This is a genomic window from Microcoleus sp. T3_B1, from assembly GCF_036700445.1.
Taxonomy (GTDB): domain Bacteria; phylum Cyanobacteriota; class Cyanobacteriia; order Cyanobacteriales; family Microcoleaceae; genus Microcoleus.
Genome location: NZ_JAUBOX010000058.1, coordinates 23,795 through 40,454 on the forward strand (window position 1 = coordinate 23,795; position 16,660 = coordinate 40,454).

The following is a 16,660-nucleotide window of genomic DNA, read 5'->3' on the forward strand; positions in this document are numbered from 1 at the left end:
TTTTAGAGAAAAACCTTTACTAAAGCAACTTTCTGCCTTGCAGTAAATAAGTAGTCATCTCGCCTTTGCCTTTAACTTCGATCGCGCCGCGGTTTTCAAAGAAATACTTTTCTCGCAATTCCTGATAAGTTGTTTCTGTTACCTGAATACTCCCTGGCTTGCCGTGAGATTCCATGCGGGAAGCAGTGTTAACGGTGTCTCCCCACAAATCGTAAATAAATTTTTTAATACCGATGACTCCGGCAACAACCGGGCCAGTGTTGATGCCGATTCTGATGCTAAAATCTTGCTTGTGGGTATCGCTGAAGTCAGTAATTGCCTGCAGCATATCGATCGCCATTTCTGCGATCGCTTCTGCGTGATCCGGGCGAGGAATTGGCAGCCCTCCTACTACCATGTAAGCGTCGCCAATCGTCTTAATTTTTTCCAAACCGTGCCTTTCTGCTAGGTTGTCGAAGGTCGAAAAGATGTCATTCAGCAAGGCTACTAATTGCGTTGGAGAAACTCGCGAGCTCAATTGAGTAAAGCCTACTATGTCCGCAAACAAGACAGTAACGTCAGCAAAAGTATCTGCGATCGTACTGTCTCCTCGTTTCAAACGACTTGCTATTTCTTCAGGCAAAATATTCAACAACAAGCGTTCTGATTGTTCCTGTTGAACTTGCAGTGCACTTAAAGTATCATTCAGAGCATTAGTTCGTTCTTCCACTCTAAATTCTAACTCTTCATTCAGCTTGTAAAGTGCCATTTCAGCCCGCCTGCGGTCTGTGATATCCGTACCGATTGCCAGCATTCCCGCGAACTTTCCTGCCGCGTCAAACAGCGGTTTATTTGCCCAGGATACCCAAACGCGATCGCCGCTGCGCCGGATGCTTTCATTTTCATTTCGCGTGTATTGTTCTGGGTTTTGCAAAATATCTCTCACCTTTGCGGCCAAGTCATTTCCTGTTGTATCTGTCTGGGGAATAATTGTTCCCACGGCGTTTTTGCCAATTATCTCTTTTTCATCGTAACCAAAAAACTTCTGTGCAAATTCGTTAAAAAAAGTAATATTTCCTGCCCTATCTACTTTTAAAATAATGCTGTTAGCATTTTCCACTAATTCCCGATACTTAATTTCGCTTTGGCGCAGCGAATCCTCTGCTGATGCGCGTTCGGCTACAGTGGCGGCCAACAGCAGCGATGTAACTACAATTACGCTCATAAAAGCCTGCAAAAATAAGATTGCCTGATTGATATTTTCCGCTTTGGCAATAAAAGGCCCGCCTCCCTGAGAACCGCCCCAAATGGCGATACTGGATACAATGAAAGATGCTAAAACCGCCCCTACCTGACCGAATTGAATGGTTGCCCAAATTACTAAGGGAAATGGCAAGTATTCGAGGGGATAACCGGAGAGATTACTTTCACTTTTTGAGTTGTAGATTAGCCAACTGACTGTTACTAATAACAGCAGGCATATTCCGGCACCGATGCGATTGAGAATCGTTTGAGAATCTGTATTTGGTGAAGGGCGGGGCGCTGGTTTGTGGTTGTATATAATCAACAGCAGGGGAGTAAAGATTAACACTCCTAATGTATCTCCGAGATACCAATTCCATCGAATGTTCCAATATTCGCTCCAGTCAACTAAACCAGTTACACAGAGGCGCAGCGTGCCGAGAGTGCAGTTGATTTGAGTGGCAACTATAGCGCCGCCCAAGACTAAATTGACTACATCTATGAGCCGAGATAGTGATGAGCGAAAGTTGAGTCTTCGCAACAAAGCAAATGCAAAAAAAGCTTGCAAGCAAGCACTTAACGCAGCTAACAATGCACTAAAAAATGACATTTTGTTGATAGTCTCGAACAAAAATACGCCTAAAGCTATTCCCGGCCAAACTCGCCGACCCAATAATAAAAGTGCAGCTTGTGCAATTCCTGCCGGCGGCCAGACGCAGCTAGCTAATGTATTGACGCCTGGGATTGAAATTGCTATTTTTCCTCCCAAAGCGTAAGCAAAAGCAATGGCAGCTACTTTTGCTAAGTATTGCGAATTTCTAGATTGAGTAAATCGCAGAAACTGATTTTTTTTTGGAATCATACTGAGTGTTATATTTTTAACTAACTATAGCAACCGCCAGCGAATATTAGGATGTTCTTAATTGCTGAAACATGAGTTATTATATTGCTTCTTCCTTCTTTTTATGCTGAGCGAAGCCGAAAAGCCTTTTTCCTTACAGCTATAACTTGATGCCTGTAAGAAAATAAGTGTTCATCTCGCCTTTGCCTTTAACTTCGATCGCGCCGCGACTTTCAAATACATACTTGTCCTGCAATATATCATAAATTGCCGACGTGACTTGAATGCACCCCGGCAAGCCGTGGGATTCCATGCGGGAAGCGGTGTTAACGGTGTCTCCCCATAAATCGTAAATAAATTTTTTAATACCGATTACTCCCGCGACAACTGGGCCGCTGTTGATGCCGATTCTGATGCTGAAATCTTGATTGTGGGTATTGCTGAAGTCAATAATTGCCTGCTGCATATCAAGGGCCATTTGTGCGATCGCCTCTGCATGATCGCTGCGGGGCATGGGCAGCCCTCCTACTACCATGTAAGCGTCGCCAATAGTCTTAATTTTCTCCAATCCGTGCTTTTCTGCTAGGCGATCGAAGGTGGAAAAAATGTCGTTTAGCAAGGAAACTAATTCCGGTGGAGAAATTTGGGAACTAATTTGGGTAAAACCGACTATATCTGCAAACAATACTGTTACGTCGGAAAAAGTATCGGCGATGATGCTTTGGTCTTGTTTTAATCTATCGGCGATCGCTTGCGGTAAAACGTTGAGCAGGAGACGGTCAGATTTTTCTTGTTCTAAGCGCAAAGCGGCCTCAGCTTGTTTGCGAGTTGTGATATCTTGAACAGTACCTTCGTAATAAAGCAAATTTCCATGTCTGTCGCAGACAGTATAAGCATTCTCCGCAATCCAAATTATACTGCCATCTTGGCGGTAAACTTGAGATTCAAAATCTGATACCTTGCCGTTTTTTCGCATTAACTTAATGACTTCGGCGCGGCGTTTGGGGCATACATATAGCTGGCGGTTAATATTTGTTAAATTTTCCTTCAACTCTTCAAAGGAACTATAACCGTAAATACGAATTAAAGCAGGGTTGACGCTGAGATATTCCCCATCGGGAGTAGTTTGAAAGATGCCGACGATCGCATTTTCAAAAATGCTGCGGTATTTTGCCTCAGCTTGTCGCAGCGCTTCTTCAGCGCGCTGGCGTTCTCGCGCTTCCACTGCGAAAGTTACAGAGTCTGCTAGAGAAACAGCGAAACTTTGTTCTTCAATCGTCCAATAGCGGGGCATTCCTACGTGTTCTAAACAGAGGACTCCTGCTGTTTCTCCGCCTATTTGAATCGGCGTATCTAGCATGGAAGTGATGCCGAACGGAATTAGGTAAGATTCCGCAAATTCTCTCGTTCTAAAATCGTTTTGCGCGTCAAAGGCAGCAATTGCGCGTTCTTCTCGCAGTGCTTGGAAATAGACAGGATAGTCTGCTTCTGCTAATTCCAAACCGTCTGAGTGCTGGTTGACAGCGCGATCGAACAAATCCAGGCACTCGATCTTGGATTTAGTGCGATCGTACAGCCAGACGCTCGATCGGGCAACTTCCAGAGTACGGCTAGCAGTTTCAGTTATTTCTTGAAGCGCCTTTGTTAAGTCGCCTTGATTCAGCGCTTTATTTTTGGCTAAATCAATTAATGCCGATTTCTGTTTCTGTAGCTGAAGTTCGCTGTGTTTCAGGGCATTTGTCCGCTCTTCAACTCGGATTTCCAGCTTTTCATTCAGCTTTTGCAGCGCTATTTCAGCTTTTCGGCGAGCGGTGATATCTGTGCCGATGCAGAGGATTCCCAGGATTTCTCCCGCTGAACCAACCAGCGGTTTATTTGCCCAAGATACCCAAACGCGATCGCCACTGCGCCGGATATTTTCATTTTCATAGCTGGTAAAGCGATCGGGATTTTGTAAAATTTCATGATAAACCAACTGTAAGTTATTCCCTTCGATGTCTGTCTGCGGAAGAATTGTTCCCATTGCATTTTTACCCAGGATTTCTTCCTGAGTGTAGCCAAAGAATATTTCGGCAAATTCGTTAAAAAAAGTAATATAGCCGTCAGCATCCAATTTCATAATAATGCTGCTAGCATTTTCCACCAATTCTCGATATTTTATTTCGCTTTCTCGCAGGGAATTTTCTGCCTCGGCGCGTTCAGCTACCGTCGCTGCCAATAACAGCGAGGTAATTGTAACTACAGCCATAAAAGCTTGCAAAAATAAGATAGCCTGAGTGATATTTTCGGCTTTGGCTATGAACGGCCCCCCTCCCTGAGAACTGCCCATAATTGCGATGCTTGAGACAATGAACGAGGCTAGGACAGCGGCTCGTTGACCGAATTGGAGCGCCGACCAAATTATGAAAGGAAACGGCAAATATTCCAGGGGATAACTAGAAATAGAAGCTTCATTTTTCGACACAAAGACAATCCAGCTCACCCCAATTAATAATAATAACCATACTGCCCGCCAAATTAAATATCTTTGCTGGTGGCCTGTTTGTCTTTTTAAACGATCGGCGGTTACTTTAGGGCGAAAAAATATTAGGATTAAGGGAGTTAAAATTAAAACTCCCATTGTGTCTCCCAACCACCAATTCCATCGAACCGACAAATATTCTGTCCAATCTACTTTGCCCGCAAAATATAGGGAAAACGCGCCAATCGTGCAACTGATTTGAGTAGAAATTAGACCGCCAAACAAGATTAAATTAACTACATCTTTCAAGCGAGCGAGAGATGGACGAAACCCCATCCAGCGCAGGGCAGTTACTGCAAAAACAGCTTGCAGAATTGCCCCGGCGTTTCCTCCCAGCCAAACCGCGAATATCTGTTCATTTGGGTTAACCAAATTTAGCAGAAATGTACCCAAAACTATGGCCGGCCAGACTTTTCTCCCAAACAATAAAAGTCCAGCTTGTGCAATTCCTGCGGGTGGCCACACCGAGGCCGCAAAGGGACTAACACCTTGAATTGAAATTGCTAGCCTCGCTCCCACGGCGTAAGCGACAGCAACGACAGTTACTTGAGCTAAGTACCGCCCAATTCGGGATTGAGGGAATCGCAGAAACTGATTTAGGTTCAGATTCATACCGAGTTTTAAGTTTTAGGGAATTTCACATCTCAAAGAAGAGGGAAGTTCGGCAACGGATTCTGTAACGGATGTAACGGATGTCAGGAAGAAGGAAGAGGGAAGAGGGAAGAGGGAAGAAGGAAGAGAGAAGAAGGAAGAGAGAAGAAGGAAGAAGGAAGAGAGAAGAAGGAAGAGGGAAGAGCATCTCATATTTGTAAAAACACTGGGAGCATCTCATATTTGCAAAAACACTTCTTTCTTCTTCCTTCTGACTCTTTTCTCCTGGCTCCTGACTCCTGACTCCTAATTCCAATTTCGAGCTTTGCTGCTTTCATTGAGATGCTCCCAAAACACTTCTTGTGGCTCCTTCTTTTTTCCTCTTTCCTCCTGCATTTTGCATCCTGCCTCCTGTCTCCTGCCTCCCAACTCCAATTTCTAGCTGGGCTGAAAAAGTGTGATGCTCCCAAGAGGCTCGCAATGTAGGGTGTACACCGGGAACATTGCGAGCCTAAATGTAGGTGCACGGTGCGCGCACCTTACCAATTATAAAGGCTTAGTTGATGGCGGCTTCAATCCACTGTTTTAAAGTAGAATTTACTTCATCAATGAGAATTTCATGTGATTTGTGAGTTGCTCTTTCCACGACTTCAACTTTGCCTGCTTTGAGCGAACGACCCGGAACAATGCGATAGGGAATGCCGATTAAATCAGCATCTTTGAATTTAACTCCGGCTCGTTCGTCGCGGTCATCTAGTAGGGTTTCAATGCCAGATTGGTTGAGTTCTGCATAGAGTTTTTCGGCGACTTCTACTTGTTGGGCGTCGGAAATATTGGGGATGCTAATGATGGCGTGATACGGGGCGATCGCCACTGGCCAAATTATCCCGTCTTTGTCGTAGGATTGTTCTACGGCCGATTGAGCTAGCCGCGACACGCCGACGCCGTAGCAGCCCATCACAAAGGGCATTTCTTCGCCTTGTTCGCTGGTGTAGGTGGCACCCATTGCTTGAGAGTATTTGGTTCCTAATTGGAAGATGTGGCCGACTTCGATGCCTCTGGCGCTTTGCAAGGTTTGTTCGGGGTTGTGCACTGCCCGATCGCCCTTTTTGGCTGTTCTGACGCCTACAACCGTTGCTGGTAGCGGAAATTCTTTATCCCAATTAGCCCCGACAACGTGGTATCCTGATTCGTTTGAACCAGTGACAAAGTTTGTCAGGTCAACTGCGGTGCGATCGACCAAACGCAAAAACTTAGAGTTTACCTCCTTGCTCCCAGCGATATAATCATCAGCAAGATCCGGAGCCATATAACCCAGAGGTAAAGATTTAGCCGCCCATTTCCGCTGAGCTTCCGCATCGGGAACAGTCAAAAATAAAACAGTTTTAGCTTGATAATTGCCCGCTAACTTCGTCAACTCATTCAGCAACTTTACCTGATTCACATCTTGGTCGCCGCGAATGCTTACCAAGACCAAGACTGTGATCCCATTCTCGTAAACAGCTTGATAAAGCACATTTTTGACAACTTGCGTCGGAGAACATTTCAAAAATTTGCAAAGTTTATCAATTGTTTCAGTTCCCGGCGTTTCCCGCTTTTCAAACGTTGCAAAGGGCGACGGTTCGGCATCAGCAGGCATCGATACAGCCTTTTCCACATTAGCTGCATACTGACCATCTTCAGTATAAAGAACTTCATCTTCTCCCGCTTCAGCCAACACCATAAACTCTTGAGAACCAGAGCCGCCAATTGCTCCAGAATCAGCATCTACTGCTCGGAATTGCAAGCCCGATCGGCGCAGCATATTGCTATAAGCTTGAGCCATATCCTGATAAGTTTTTTTCAAACTTTCTTCGTTTGTATGGAAAGAATAGCCATCTTTCATAATGAATTCGCGACCGCGCATCAACCCAAAACGCGGGCGAATTTCATCGCGAAACTTAGTTTGGATTTGATAAAGATGTAAAGGCAATTGCCGATAGGAACGAATCATATCTTTAGCAATTGTAGTAATTACTTCTTCGTGAGTTGGGCCCAGTCCCAATTCTCGCTGCTGCCTATCTGTCATGGCAAACATAATACCTTCAGCTTGAGTGTAGGTGTCCCAGCGGCCGGATTCCCGCCACAAATCAGCCGGTTGCAATTGCGGGAGGAGACATTCTTGAGCGCCGGTAGCGTCCATTTCTTCGCGCACAATTTGAGATACTTTTTTGAGAACTCGCCACATTAAAGGTAGATAAGCGTAAATTCCGCTACCGATGCGCCGGATGTATCCGGCACGGAGTAATAGTTTGTGGCTAGGAATTTCTGCTTCTGCCGGGTCTTCGCGCAGGGTAACAAAAAGCATTTGAGATAGTCGCATGGCTGATTTCCTTAAAATACCGGATGAGTGTAATTTTAGATCAACTTCTGATATTATCAGAACTAAGCCCGATTTGATTAAATATATGAATAAAATTTGGCAAAACTACGAAAAAGGTATGGCAGTCTTTGATAATTGTCACTCTCCTACTGTGCAATCTCAGTGGCTTGCCTTAAAAGATGAAATAGGAGAATTTGTTCAAGAACCTAATTTAAGCGAAATTTGGGATATTGTTCATGCTGCTGGTCGATTGCTTTACAAACTAATCGGAATTCCATTATATTTACTGGCCTATCCTACTGTTCGCAAACACAGTCAACGTTTCGAGGAGTACGGCTGTATTCGCAGCATTCGCAACTGTGAGGGTAAATGCTGCGGCAAAAATTCGTAGGGTACGCTGCGGCGCACCTGATATCATGTTTGTTGAATGACGCGCAATTACATTCTAATGACCGACAGCATCCAGGATACCCGCCACGTGATTCATCCGTCCAGAAATAAAAAACCTGTATCCGATGAAACTTGCCGAACGTATTTATCCGTGGGATCAATGCTTCAATTCTTTAATCTAAAATCTAAAATCTAAAATGGATTGACCGGATTCAAAAAACCATGCAACTTGAGGCAAGCGCCAAACCCATATCCAGTAACTAATTCCCCCTCTAAAATCTAAAATCGCATGACCAGATTTATTCACGACCAATTTGCCAAACAGTATCTGAAAGAACTATTAACCCCTCTCGGTAATGTAGAAACCAGCCGGGATGTCGCTGGAGAAGTAAGGCAGGTTGACGTTTTATTTTCCCCGAAAGCAGAACCGGAAGTCGAAGCAACAGCCCTCGGCATTTTGGGTCAAATTGCAGCAAAACCCGCTGTATTTGAACCCTTCCGCAGCCCCGTCCAAATCGGAGAAATTCGCAGTTGTCTGGGCAAACTCTTCGATATCCACGGCGAATTTGAACGCGCGGCAGTTAGAGAAAATACCCGGATTGCAGAGGCAGACTTGCCCCAACTTTGGATACTGTCGCCGACTGTTTCCGACACGATATTAGCTGGATTTCGAGCGATTCCCGAACCGGAAAATTGGGTAAGTGGAGTTTATTTTATGGGTGCGTCTCTGAAAGCAGCGATTATTGCCATTCACCAACTCCCCCGGACTCCAGAAACCCTGTGGCTGAGAGTTTTAGGGAAGGGAAACGTGCAGAAGCAAGCTATTGCCGAATTGAGAGAGTTACCCTCAGATAATGTCTTTCGGTTGAATGCGTTAGAATTGTTGTACAACTTGCGAACGATATTAGAAGTACGTCAAGACATAGATCGAGAAGATCGGGAGTTAATTATGGAACTGTCACCCCTCTACTTGCAACGGTTGGAAGATGCAACTCAGCGCGGTATCCAGCAAGGTATTCAGCAAGGTATGCAGCAAGGTATGCAGCAAGGTATGCAGCAAGGTATGCAGCAAGGTATTCAGCAAGGTATTCAGCAAGGTATGCAGCAAGCTATGCAGCGCGCTCAACGCCTGATGGTTGAGAGTCTCCTACAACTAAAATTTGGCGAGATTGATGAAGAATTAGTCCAAATAATCGAGCCTTTGATTCAGCTAGAACCCCTCGATCGCACGCGACTAATTAGGCAGCTCGATCGCTCTGAATTGCTAGCTCATTTTGAACAAAAAAATCAACCGGAATCCTGAGTCAGCAGCGCACTCTACAATCGGTAGGGTGCGCTCAATATCACTTTACTATTTATTATCGATAAAATCTGGAGTTAATTATGGAACTATCACCCCTCTATTTACAACGGCTTGAAGAAGCAAGTCAGCTAGGTATCGAGCAAGGTATTCAGCGAGGTATCGAGCCAAGTATTCAGCAAGGTATCGAGCAAGGTATTCAGCAAAGTAAACGCCATTTTCTTGAGAGTATATTACAAGTAAGATTTGGCGAAATTGATGAAGAATTAGCCCAAATAATCGAGCCTTTGATTCAACTAGAACCTCTGGAAATCACGCGACTGAGTATGGATCTCGATCGCCCGCAATTACTCGCTCGTTTTGAGCCTAAAAATCCAACGGAATCCTAACTCGGTAGCGCACTATAGCAATCCTAAATGATTTGTGTAATTCTTGTAGGGGCAAAACCCACGCCCGGTTGCCCCGCCTTGGCTGGGCTAGGCACGGGGAGTAGGGGTAGCACTACCCCTACATATTTTTACAACTGATTTAGGATTGCTATATACGATATGTAGAGTGCATCACATCGCACTTTACTACTATTGATAATTGGTGGAGATTGCCCCCGCCTCAAACTTGCCAGTTTTATGCGAACTCTGCTGCTACCAATCCCTTAAAAAGTAATTTCTGACTTTAGACGGATTTATTTTTTAGCTTCCAGAGCCATAATAAGCAGTAAGGATGAGATTACTATAGAACTGAGTTACCACTCATCCCAATGTCACTAATAAGGGCTTCCGTAAGATAAAGCCGAACCCAAACAAAACCTCATCTAAAGATTACAAACACCCCGATAAAAAAGTAGGGGGCAATTTTCGCTATGCCGAGTTAGGCATAAAAATTCAGGAGGTAAATTATGTTTCAAAGCGAGTTATTAATGTCGCTGTACACTCCAAAACTCGATAGGGGCCAAATGCCAGTACAAATGCCAGTACAAATGCCAGTACAAATGCCAGTACAAATGCCAGTAGAAATAGATGTGCCATTTGACCACCCCGATATCGGAGGGCTGATGTTTTTAAGCCCTCAGTTTTTCGTAGCCTTAATCGCCGGAGTCATTATGGCTTTCGGCTTCCAATTCCTGTTAACAAATTTCTCGATCGCCGCCAAGATATCAAATTGGGACGAGGCTTTACCCGACGATGACGATGATGATGATGAGTCCGAAAGTTTAGGCAAGAAAGTTCGGAAAATCGAAGGTTTAGTCGGGGGTTGGATTTTAGTCACCGTTAACCTGGCTTTATTTTTGGCTTGTTTTTTGGCAGTCAAACTAACTTCAATTGCCAGCGTAGACGGAGCGGCAATTATTGGTGTGGTCATCTGGGCTGCGTACTTTTTAACGCTGGTGTGGCTGGGTTCTAGCGCCGTCGGTTCTATGATCGGTTCCTTGATAAAAACTGCTTTTTCTGGCATTCAAGGCGTCATGGGTACTGCTGGTGCTGCGATCGGCGGCAAGATGGCCAGCGACCAAATGGTCAATACTGTAGAGGCATCTGTTGCCGCTGTCCGCCGCGAGTTGAGTTCGGCGGTAGACCCCGATAGCATTCGCGAAACACTGCAAGATTATGTGGGTTCTTTGCAGTTACCGAAATTAGATGTTAAGGAAATTCGCGGTCAATTTGAAAAGTTGCTGGGCGATGCAGATATCAAATCTCTTGCGGGAAGCGACGTTCTGAAGAATGTTAACCGCCAGACTTTTGTGGATTTAGTTAAGAGTCGCACAGACTTTTCTCAAGAGGAAATAACTCAAGTTGCTGACCAACTCGAAGGCGTTTGGAAGCAAACTTTCGGTAAGCAGCAAGAGCAGAAAGACCCGAATTTAGAGTTGGTTGATTTTCTCAAGTTTGCGGCTCCCGATTTGCTGAAGTCTGACGAACTAAATGCCAAGCTGTCTCAAATTCTGGAAAGTAGGGAAAACAAATCGGAATCCAGCAGCCCCATGAAGCGAGCGATGCAGTTGGGAGTGGGCTCTCTTGTGAACACTGTTTTGTCGCGGACGGATTTGTCGGATTTGGATGTTGAAAAAATCACTGGTCAGTTGCAGCAACTGACAGCCAAAGGGACGGAACAAGCTAAATCTTTGGCTTCTAAGGTGGGCGACAAAGTGCCTGCGCTGCCTTTCAATACAGCTAAGGCTGATGTGGAAAACTACTTGATGAATGCCCAACCTTGGCATCTCAACCGGGAGACAATCAAGCAGGAATTTAGGGATGTGATTTACGACCCGGAAGCTTCTCCGGGGGCAGTTTTGCGCCAGTTAGAGCTGTTTAATCCAGATTATTTTGTAGGTATTCTGGGTCGCCGTGAGGGGTTTGCTCCTGAACAGGTGACGGAAATTGCCGAACAGCTTGAAGGTGTCCGACAAGAAGTGTTGGAAATTGTGCAAGCTGCTGCTGGTGAAGAACAGTCTCAAGATTTGCGGAGTCGGATTGAGAATTATTTGCGATCGACCGGCAAGGAAGAATTGAATCCTGAAGGTATCGAGCGGGATTTCCAAGCGCTTTTGGAAGATCGAGATGCTGGTTTTGAGGCTTTGCGCGATCGCCTTTCGCAGTTTAACCGCGATACTTTGGTGCAGTTGCTGGGTCAGCGCGAAGATTTCAGTCCAGAGGAAGCCGATCAGTTAATCGGGCGGCTCGAAAGTTCGCGCGATCGCGTGATTTCTAAAGCTCAAGAATTGCAAGAGCAAGCGCAATCGAAAGCCCAAGAATTGCGGCAAAAGGTAGAAGACTATCTCCGCAATACTAATAAGGAAGAACTCAATCCTGAAGCGATCGAGCGCGAGTTTCAAACGCTGTTAAACGACCCGGAAGCCGGATTTAAAGCGCTGAGAGAACGCTTATCTCAATTCGACCGCGATACGCTGGTGCAGTTGCTGTCACAGCGCCAAGACCTCAGCGAAGAACAGATCAATCAGACGATCGACCGGATCGAATCTGTGCGCGACAACATTATCCACGCGCCGCAAATAGTTGCAGATAGAGCTAAGCAACAGTACGAGGAAGTTACTGCAAAAATTGGCGATTACCTGCGGAATACAAACCTGGAAGAACTCGATCCAGAAGCCATCAATCGGGATTTGACTAAATTGTTTGAAAATCCGAAAGAGGGTGCTTTGGCACTTCGGGACAGACTTTCTCAGGTCGATCGCGAAACTTTAGTCAAGCTGCTGTCGCAGCGGGAAGATTTGAGCGAAGAACAGATCAATCGGACGATCGATCGCGTGCAAGATTCGATTCGCAGCATCGTGAAATCTCCTCGCCGCTTGGCATCTCGCGCTCAAAAAACAGTCCGGGATTTCCAAGGAAGTTTGGAAAATTACTTGCGGAATACGGACAAGGAAGAACTCAATCCTGAAAGCATCAAACGCGATTTGCAGTTGCTGTTTAGCGAGCCGGGAATGGGGATGCAAAGTTTGGGCGATCGCGTGAAGCACTTCGATCGATCGACTCTGGTAGCATTGCTGTCGCAGCGGGAAGATATCTCGGAAGAGGAAGCCAACAAAATTGCCGACCAAATTGAATCTGTCCGCAACCAAATTGTCGAACAAGTTCAAATGGTTCAGGACAAGTTTCAGTCAGCAATGGATGGTATTTTCGGGAAAATCCGGGATTACCTCAATTCGCTTGATCGACCAGAACTCAACTACGAAGGCATCAAGCGGGACTTACGCAAAGTGTTTGATGACCCGCAGGCAGGATTTGACGCGATTAAAGAGCGTTTAGGTGAGTTCGATCGCGGTACTTTAGTTGCCCTGCTGAGTTCTCGTTCCGATATTTCCGAGACTGACGCTCACCGAATTGTTGACCAAATGGAAGGAGCCAGGGACAGCGTTTTATTGCGATCGGAACGCCTGCAACATGAAGCCAAAAAACGCATCAAACAGCTCAAGAAAAAGACCAAGCAGCAAGCAGAAGATGCACGCGAAGCGGCAGCAGCCGCAGCTTGGTGGCTGTTCGGTACGGCTCTGACTTCTGTGGTTGTTTCCGCTTTGGCTGGAGCAATAGCAGTCAACGGGATTTCGGGTTTGTTTAGCTAGATTTTCAACGAGTTTGAAATAAAGTTCTCCTGATTCTAGGCTGGCTGTTTGCCAGCCTATTTTCTTTGGAATAATATCAGAGTCCTTCAGGATTCTATAGTTGGCGGAAATACTCTCGATAAATCGAGCGCCAAGTCGTGAAAATAAGGCAGATTAACAGACTCGTTGGGCAGAAAAATCAGCGTCCTGCGATAACCAAATTGGCCAGGGGCATTCTGATACGGATCGCTGTAACATTCCAAGCAAGTTTGTAATAAATTAAATATCCAATAGTTCGAGATTCCGGCTTCAGCATAAAGGGGGAGCTTAACCTGTTTGTCGTAACTCAAAGAAGAATCTGCAATCTCAATCAGCAACAGTATATCCCCTGGACAGGGGTGAGAGGATAGATAGTCGTCAGGGCGATTTTGTACGAGCGAAAAATCAGGTTCAGGTTCGCTGTTTGTCGGTAAAACGATGGGAGATTGACACTGTAAAGTTGCCCGCTCTGCTACTATGGCGCTTAATTCCCGCAATAATCTTCTCAGACAGGTTTCGTGAGCGGTACCTTTAGCTGCCATTTTCACAAGTTCTCCATTAATTAACTCAACTCGATCGTCCTCACTAAAGAACCCCAGTTCTGTCAGGCGGTGATATTCCGCTAGGGTGAAGCGTTTTGCAGTTGCGATCGACATAACAGCCACCTCAATACAGGTCTGTTGCGATTATAGGCGATCGTCGATCGGCTAAACAATGCTAATCCTGAGATCCGCTAACAACAATTTTGTCAAATTTGCCTCATCCTTTGGTTGCAAATATTCCCTATTTTGGTTAATTTACTCGCCGAACTTAGGTCCTGGCTCATCTCTGTCTTAAGCAAGATTCTAGCCTCACTCTTTATTAGGTACTTTAACTTAAGTAGCAAACAAAAGTTTTCTCACAAATAAGAAAACTGAGCAATACATATTATTTTGGAGGCTTGAATGACCTTTACTACTACCAGTGCTTACGACCAAGGAAAAGCAGATATTAAGAAGTTGAGTGTAGACGACCAATTAGGTTTGCTGTGGTTTGTTTACACCCAAATGGGCAAGTCAATAACACCAGCGGCTCCCGGTGCTTCCGGTTCCGAAATCGCTCAGGGTTTGTTCGAGCAAGTCAAGCCGCTGCCCCACGAAGAACAACTACAAGTAATGCGCGACATTGCCTCAAAAGCCAATACCGAAATCAGCCGGATGTACGGCTCGATGAGCCCTGAAACGAAACTGGCTTTTTGGTATTTTCTAGCAGTAGGAATGGACGAAGGAACTATTATTCCTGTCCCTCCAGACTATCAACTTCCCGACGCAGGAAAATCTTTATTAGGAAAGATTGAGGGCATGGACTTCCAGCAGCAAATTGATTTCCTTCGCGGTACAATTTTAGAAATGGGTGCTGAAGCCGCTCCGGGGGCTGGCATTTAAAAATAGGACTTACGAAAAACAACCCGGTTTCTCGGAGAATATTGGGGGCTGCAACGACGCATCTAAGAAGAAACCGGGTTTTTAGCACCGTTTGATGCGTAAGTCCTCAAAAAGATTAGTAAGTAGCTCAAACTAATACGCCGCGCCAGAAACCCGGCTTCTTCAAGAAACCGGGTTTCTGGTTGTTGTGTTTTTTTAGGTTTACGGCGAATATCCGCACTTTACAGCTAATAACTGAATTCAACGGCTCTGTTTCCCACAACTTCCGGCGCACTGACTGTTAAACGCATATCTTCGCAGGCAACTGTTAGCAAGGGCTGACCTAAGTTTAAACTGCCAAAAGGACTTTCTTCTGCCACTTCTAATTCGCCTTTAATCAAACCGATGCGAGACTGTAATCCTCCTTTAAACAACAGCAAATTGCTGCGGTCAGCGCTGAAAACATTTCCGCTAAAAGGCAGCGGTAAGGCTAAGCTTTGCTGGCTGTAATTGAGGCTGCACAGTTGACGGTTTCCTTGGCTAACTGTGACGCGGTAGCCTAGGGGTGCTGCTTTTACCGAATCGCTGCCTTCCCAACTAAATGTAGCTAATTCTTTAGGAAGTCCCCAAATTTCCCGCCCGCCGGCTACCGAGTTAGGGTTGTCTACGTAAATATGGGAAATCCAAGCGCCCCATTTTCCTGCATAATTGGCGATCGCGCTAACTACAATTAACTCATTGTACTCCATAACCGAACCCAACCCGTAGGAGGATATATAAATGCCACCTAGGGTTTTTCCGGGCAATACAGAGACAATTTCTAACTCAGAGGGAACCAAGAGGCGCACTCGTGCCACATCTACCAATTGTAAAGTCTGAACAGCATAACCTTGCAGACTCCAAGGTGCAGGTGGATATACCATTTTAAGTGATTTAATGTCTGATATTTTATATTTATTTTAGCTTGGCGCTTCAAAAAGCAACAAGGCTTTACATTTCTTCGCAGCTTGTTAGTAAATTTACTTACTTTCAAACCAATAATAGTTTTACGCTCGGCAAATAGTTGACATCGGCTCAGCATTTACCTATGCTCTAAAGGTGGATACTTAAAAGGAAACCTAAACCTGTATGCTGACATCTTACAAGCCAGATATTTTTGATTGTTTAGATCATTTTTTCACTGCGAAAGACCTGTTAGAGCAAGCCAAAGACAACATGACAGAACTGGGCGCGATCGTCCGCCGTCACGGTTTACAAAAGCAGGTTGGTATCTGTTTGCTGCACAAACACTTCGACCTTTCCGATAACGAAAGATTGGTCGAAGAATTTGAAGGCAACAATGCTTATATCAAACCCACCACAGAATATACCGATGCGATTCCCTATATGTGGAAGGTTGAACACAATCAAACATCGGGCGAATCGGTTTGGTTTCCCTTAGAATTTGTCCGCGTTACAGAGGCTGTCTCCGCAGCAATCGAACGATCGGAAGCAGTTGTCAACAACTCGGAATTTCTCAATGAAATTGCCTCTAAGTTGTCAGAATTGGGCATGACCAATATGTTCGGCATCAGCATTTTGCACCGAGATGCAATTCAAGTTGCTGAGGGTGAAATTTTGGTAGAAAGCACAGACGACGAAGCCCGCGTTTTGACTTTTTCTTCAGTTCCCAGGCAGGATGTTGACCCGACAACTTTAACGCAAACCCTCTGGCAATTTCCTCATGCTGAAGGGTGTGAAGTAGGGGCTTTGTGCCGTCACTGTACTCACTGCACTAATCACTGCTCTCACTGTTCTCACTGTTCTCACTGCGGTCATTGCGGTCATTGCTAACAAGTTAAGCTAAGAAAGCATTTGTCAATCAGCAATTATGCTCAACATTTACTCGGATTTTGGGCATAAAACTGAGATTTGGGCGATCGAGGAATCATGCCT

Annotated in this window: 11 protein-coding genes; 6 read left to right on the forward strand and 5 right to left on the reverse strand. The window is 45.2% G+C overall.

Going from position 1 to position 16,660, the window contains the following annotated elements; genetic code table 11:
* Positions 1-19 precede the first annotated feature (19 nt).
* The 3 genes from QT990_RS24945 to proS form a co-directional block, all read right to left on the reverse strand.
* Positions 20-2,083 carry an adenylate/guanylate cyclase domain-containing protein gene (locus tag QT990_RS24945; protein ID WP_333465881.1) on the reverse strand — a complete coding sequence of 688 codons (2,064 nt, stop codon included), beginning with the start codon at positions 2,081-2,083 and terminating at the stop codon, positions 20-22.
* 139 nt (positions 2,084-2,222) lie between these two features.
* Positions 2,223-5,195, reverse strand: coding sequence for an adenylate/guanylate cyclase domain-containing protein (locus QT990_RS24950; RefSeq protein WP_333465882.1), 2,973 nt, complete (start codon positions 5,193-5,195; stop codon positions 2,223-2,225).
* Positions 5,196-5,730: 535 nt separating this feature from the next.
* Complete coding sequence (gene proS / locus QT990_RS24955) at positions 5,731-7,536, reverse strand: proline--tRNA ligase (RefSeq protein WP_333308977.1); 1,806 nt, start codon at positions 7,534-7,536, stop codon at positions 5,731-5,733.
* 85 nt (positions 7,537-7,621) lie between these two features.
* On the opposite strand from proS, the gene QT990_RS24960 reads away from it, so the two are divergent.
* The 4 genes from QT990_RS24960 (at position 7,622) to QT990_RS24975 (ending at position 13,304) form a co-directional block, all read left to right on the forward strand.
* The gene (locus QT990_RS24960) at positions 7,622-7,927 is read left to right on the forward strand and encodes a hypothetical protein (protein ID WP_333142010.1); all 306 of its coding nucleotides are present in this window, start codon (positions 7,622-7,624) and stop codon (positions 7,925-7,927) included.
* A 288-nt stretch (positions 7,928-8,215) separates the two neighbouring features.
* Positions 8,216-9,229 carry a hypothetical protein gene (locus tag QT990_RS24965; RefSeq protein ID WP_333142011.1) on the forward strand — a complete coding sequence of 338 codons (1,014 nt, stop codon included), beginning with the start codon at positions 8,216-8,218 and terminating at the stop codon, positions 9,227-9,229.
* A gap of 80 nt (positions 9,230-9,309) precedes the next feature.
* Positions 9,310-9,615, forward strand: coding sequence for a hypothetical protein (locus QT990_RS24970; protein WP_333142012.1), 306 nt, complete (start codon positions 9,310-9,312; stop codon positions 9,613-9,615).
* Between the two features lie 506 nt (positions 9,616-10,121).
* Entirely contained in the window at positions 10,122-13,304 is a 3,183-nt protein-coding gene (locus tag QT990_RS24975; protein WP_333142013.1) for an MFS transporter, read from the forward strand.
* Positions 13,305-13,390: 86 nt separating this feature from the next.
* Here QT990_RS24975 and QT990_RS24980 read toward each other — a convergent pair whose 3' ends face one another.
* Complete coding sequence (locus QT990_RS24980) at positions 13,391-13,978, reverse strand: Uma2 family endonuclease (RefSeq protein WP_333308981.1); 588 nt, start codon at positions 13,976-13,978, stop codon at positions 13,391-13,393.
* 288 nt (positions 13,979-14,266) lie between these two features.
* Here QT990_RS24980 and QT990_RS24985 point away from each other — a divergent pair, with 288 nt between their 5' ends.
* The gene (locus QT990_RS24985; RefSeq protein ID WP_333142015.1) at positions 14,267-14,746 is read left to right on the forward strand and encodes an orange carotenoid protein N-terminal domain-containing protein; all 480 of its coding nucleotides are present in this window, start codon (positions 14,267-14,269) and stop codon (positions 14,744-14,746) included.
* A 227-nt stretch (positions 14,747-14,973) separates the two neighbouring features.
* Here the strand turns inward: QT990_RS24985 and QT990_RS24990 are convergent, their stop codons facing one another.
* A complete protein-coding gene (locus QT990_RS24990; RefSeq protein WP_333142016.1) occupies positions 14,974-15,648 on the reverse strand; it encodes an acetoacetate decarboxylase family protein in 675 nt (224 codons plus the stop codon).
* A 205-nt stretch (positions 15,649-15,853) separates the two neighbouring features.
* Between QT990_RS24990 and QT990_RS24995 the strand changes: the two genes are divergently transcribed.
* On the forward strand, positions 15,854-16,558 hold the full coding sequence (locus QT990_RS24995; protein WP_333142017.1) for a glycerol-3-phosphate ABC transporter substrate-binding protein: 705 nt from the start codon (positions 15,854-15,856) through the stop codon (positions 16,556-16,558).
* Positions 16,559-16,660 lie beyond the last annotated feature (102 nt).

Bases quoted from the DNA above. Each gene is read 5' to 3' on its own strand.
- QT990_RS24945 (WP_333465881.1), bottom strand. From the start codon at position 2,083: ATGATTCCAAAAAAAAATCAGTTTCTGCGATTTACTCAATCTAGAAAT.
- QT990_RS24950 (WP_333465882.1), bottom strand. From the start codon at position 5,195: ATGAATCTGAACCTAAATCAGTTTCTGCGATTCCCTCAATCCCGAATT.
- proS (WP_333308977.1), bottom strand. From the start codon at position 7,536: ATGCGACTATCTCAAATGCTTTTTGTTACCCTGCGCGAAGACCCGGCA.
- QT990_RS24960 (WP_333142010.1), top strand. From the start codon at position 7,622: ATGAATAAAATTTGGCAAAACTACGAAAAAGGTATGGCAGTCTTTGAT.
- QT990_RS24965 (WP_333142011.1), top strand. From the start codon at position 8,216: ATGACCAGATTTATTCACGACCAATTTGCCAAACAGTATCTGAAAGAA.
- QT990_RS24970 (WP_333142012.1), top strand. From the start codon at position 9,310: ATGGAACTATCACCCCTCTATTTACAACGGCTTGAAGAAGCAAGTCAG.
- QT990_RS24975 (WP_333142013.1), top strand. From the start codon at position 10,122: ATGTTTCAAAGCGAGTTATTAATGTCGCTGTACACTCCAAAACTCGAT.
- QT990_RS24980 (WP_333308981.1), bottom strand. From the start codon at position 13,978: ATGTCGATCGCAACTGCAAAACGCTTCACCCTAGCGGAATATCACCGC.
- QT990_RS24985 (WP_333142015.1), top strand. From the start codon at position 14,267: ATGACCTTTACTACTACCAGTGCTTACGACCAAGGAAAAGCAGATATT.
- QT990_RS24990 (WP_333142016.1), bottom strand. From the start codon at position 15,648: ATGGTATATCCACCTGCACCTTGGAGTCTGCAAGGTTATGCTGTTCAG.
- QT990_RS24995 (WP_333142017.1), top strand. From the start codon at position 15,854: ATGCTGACATCTTACAAGCCAGATATTTTTGATTGTTTAGATCATTTT.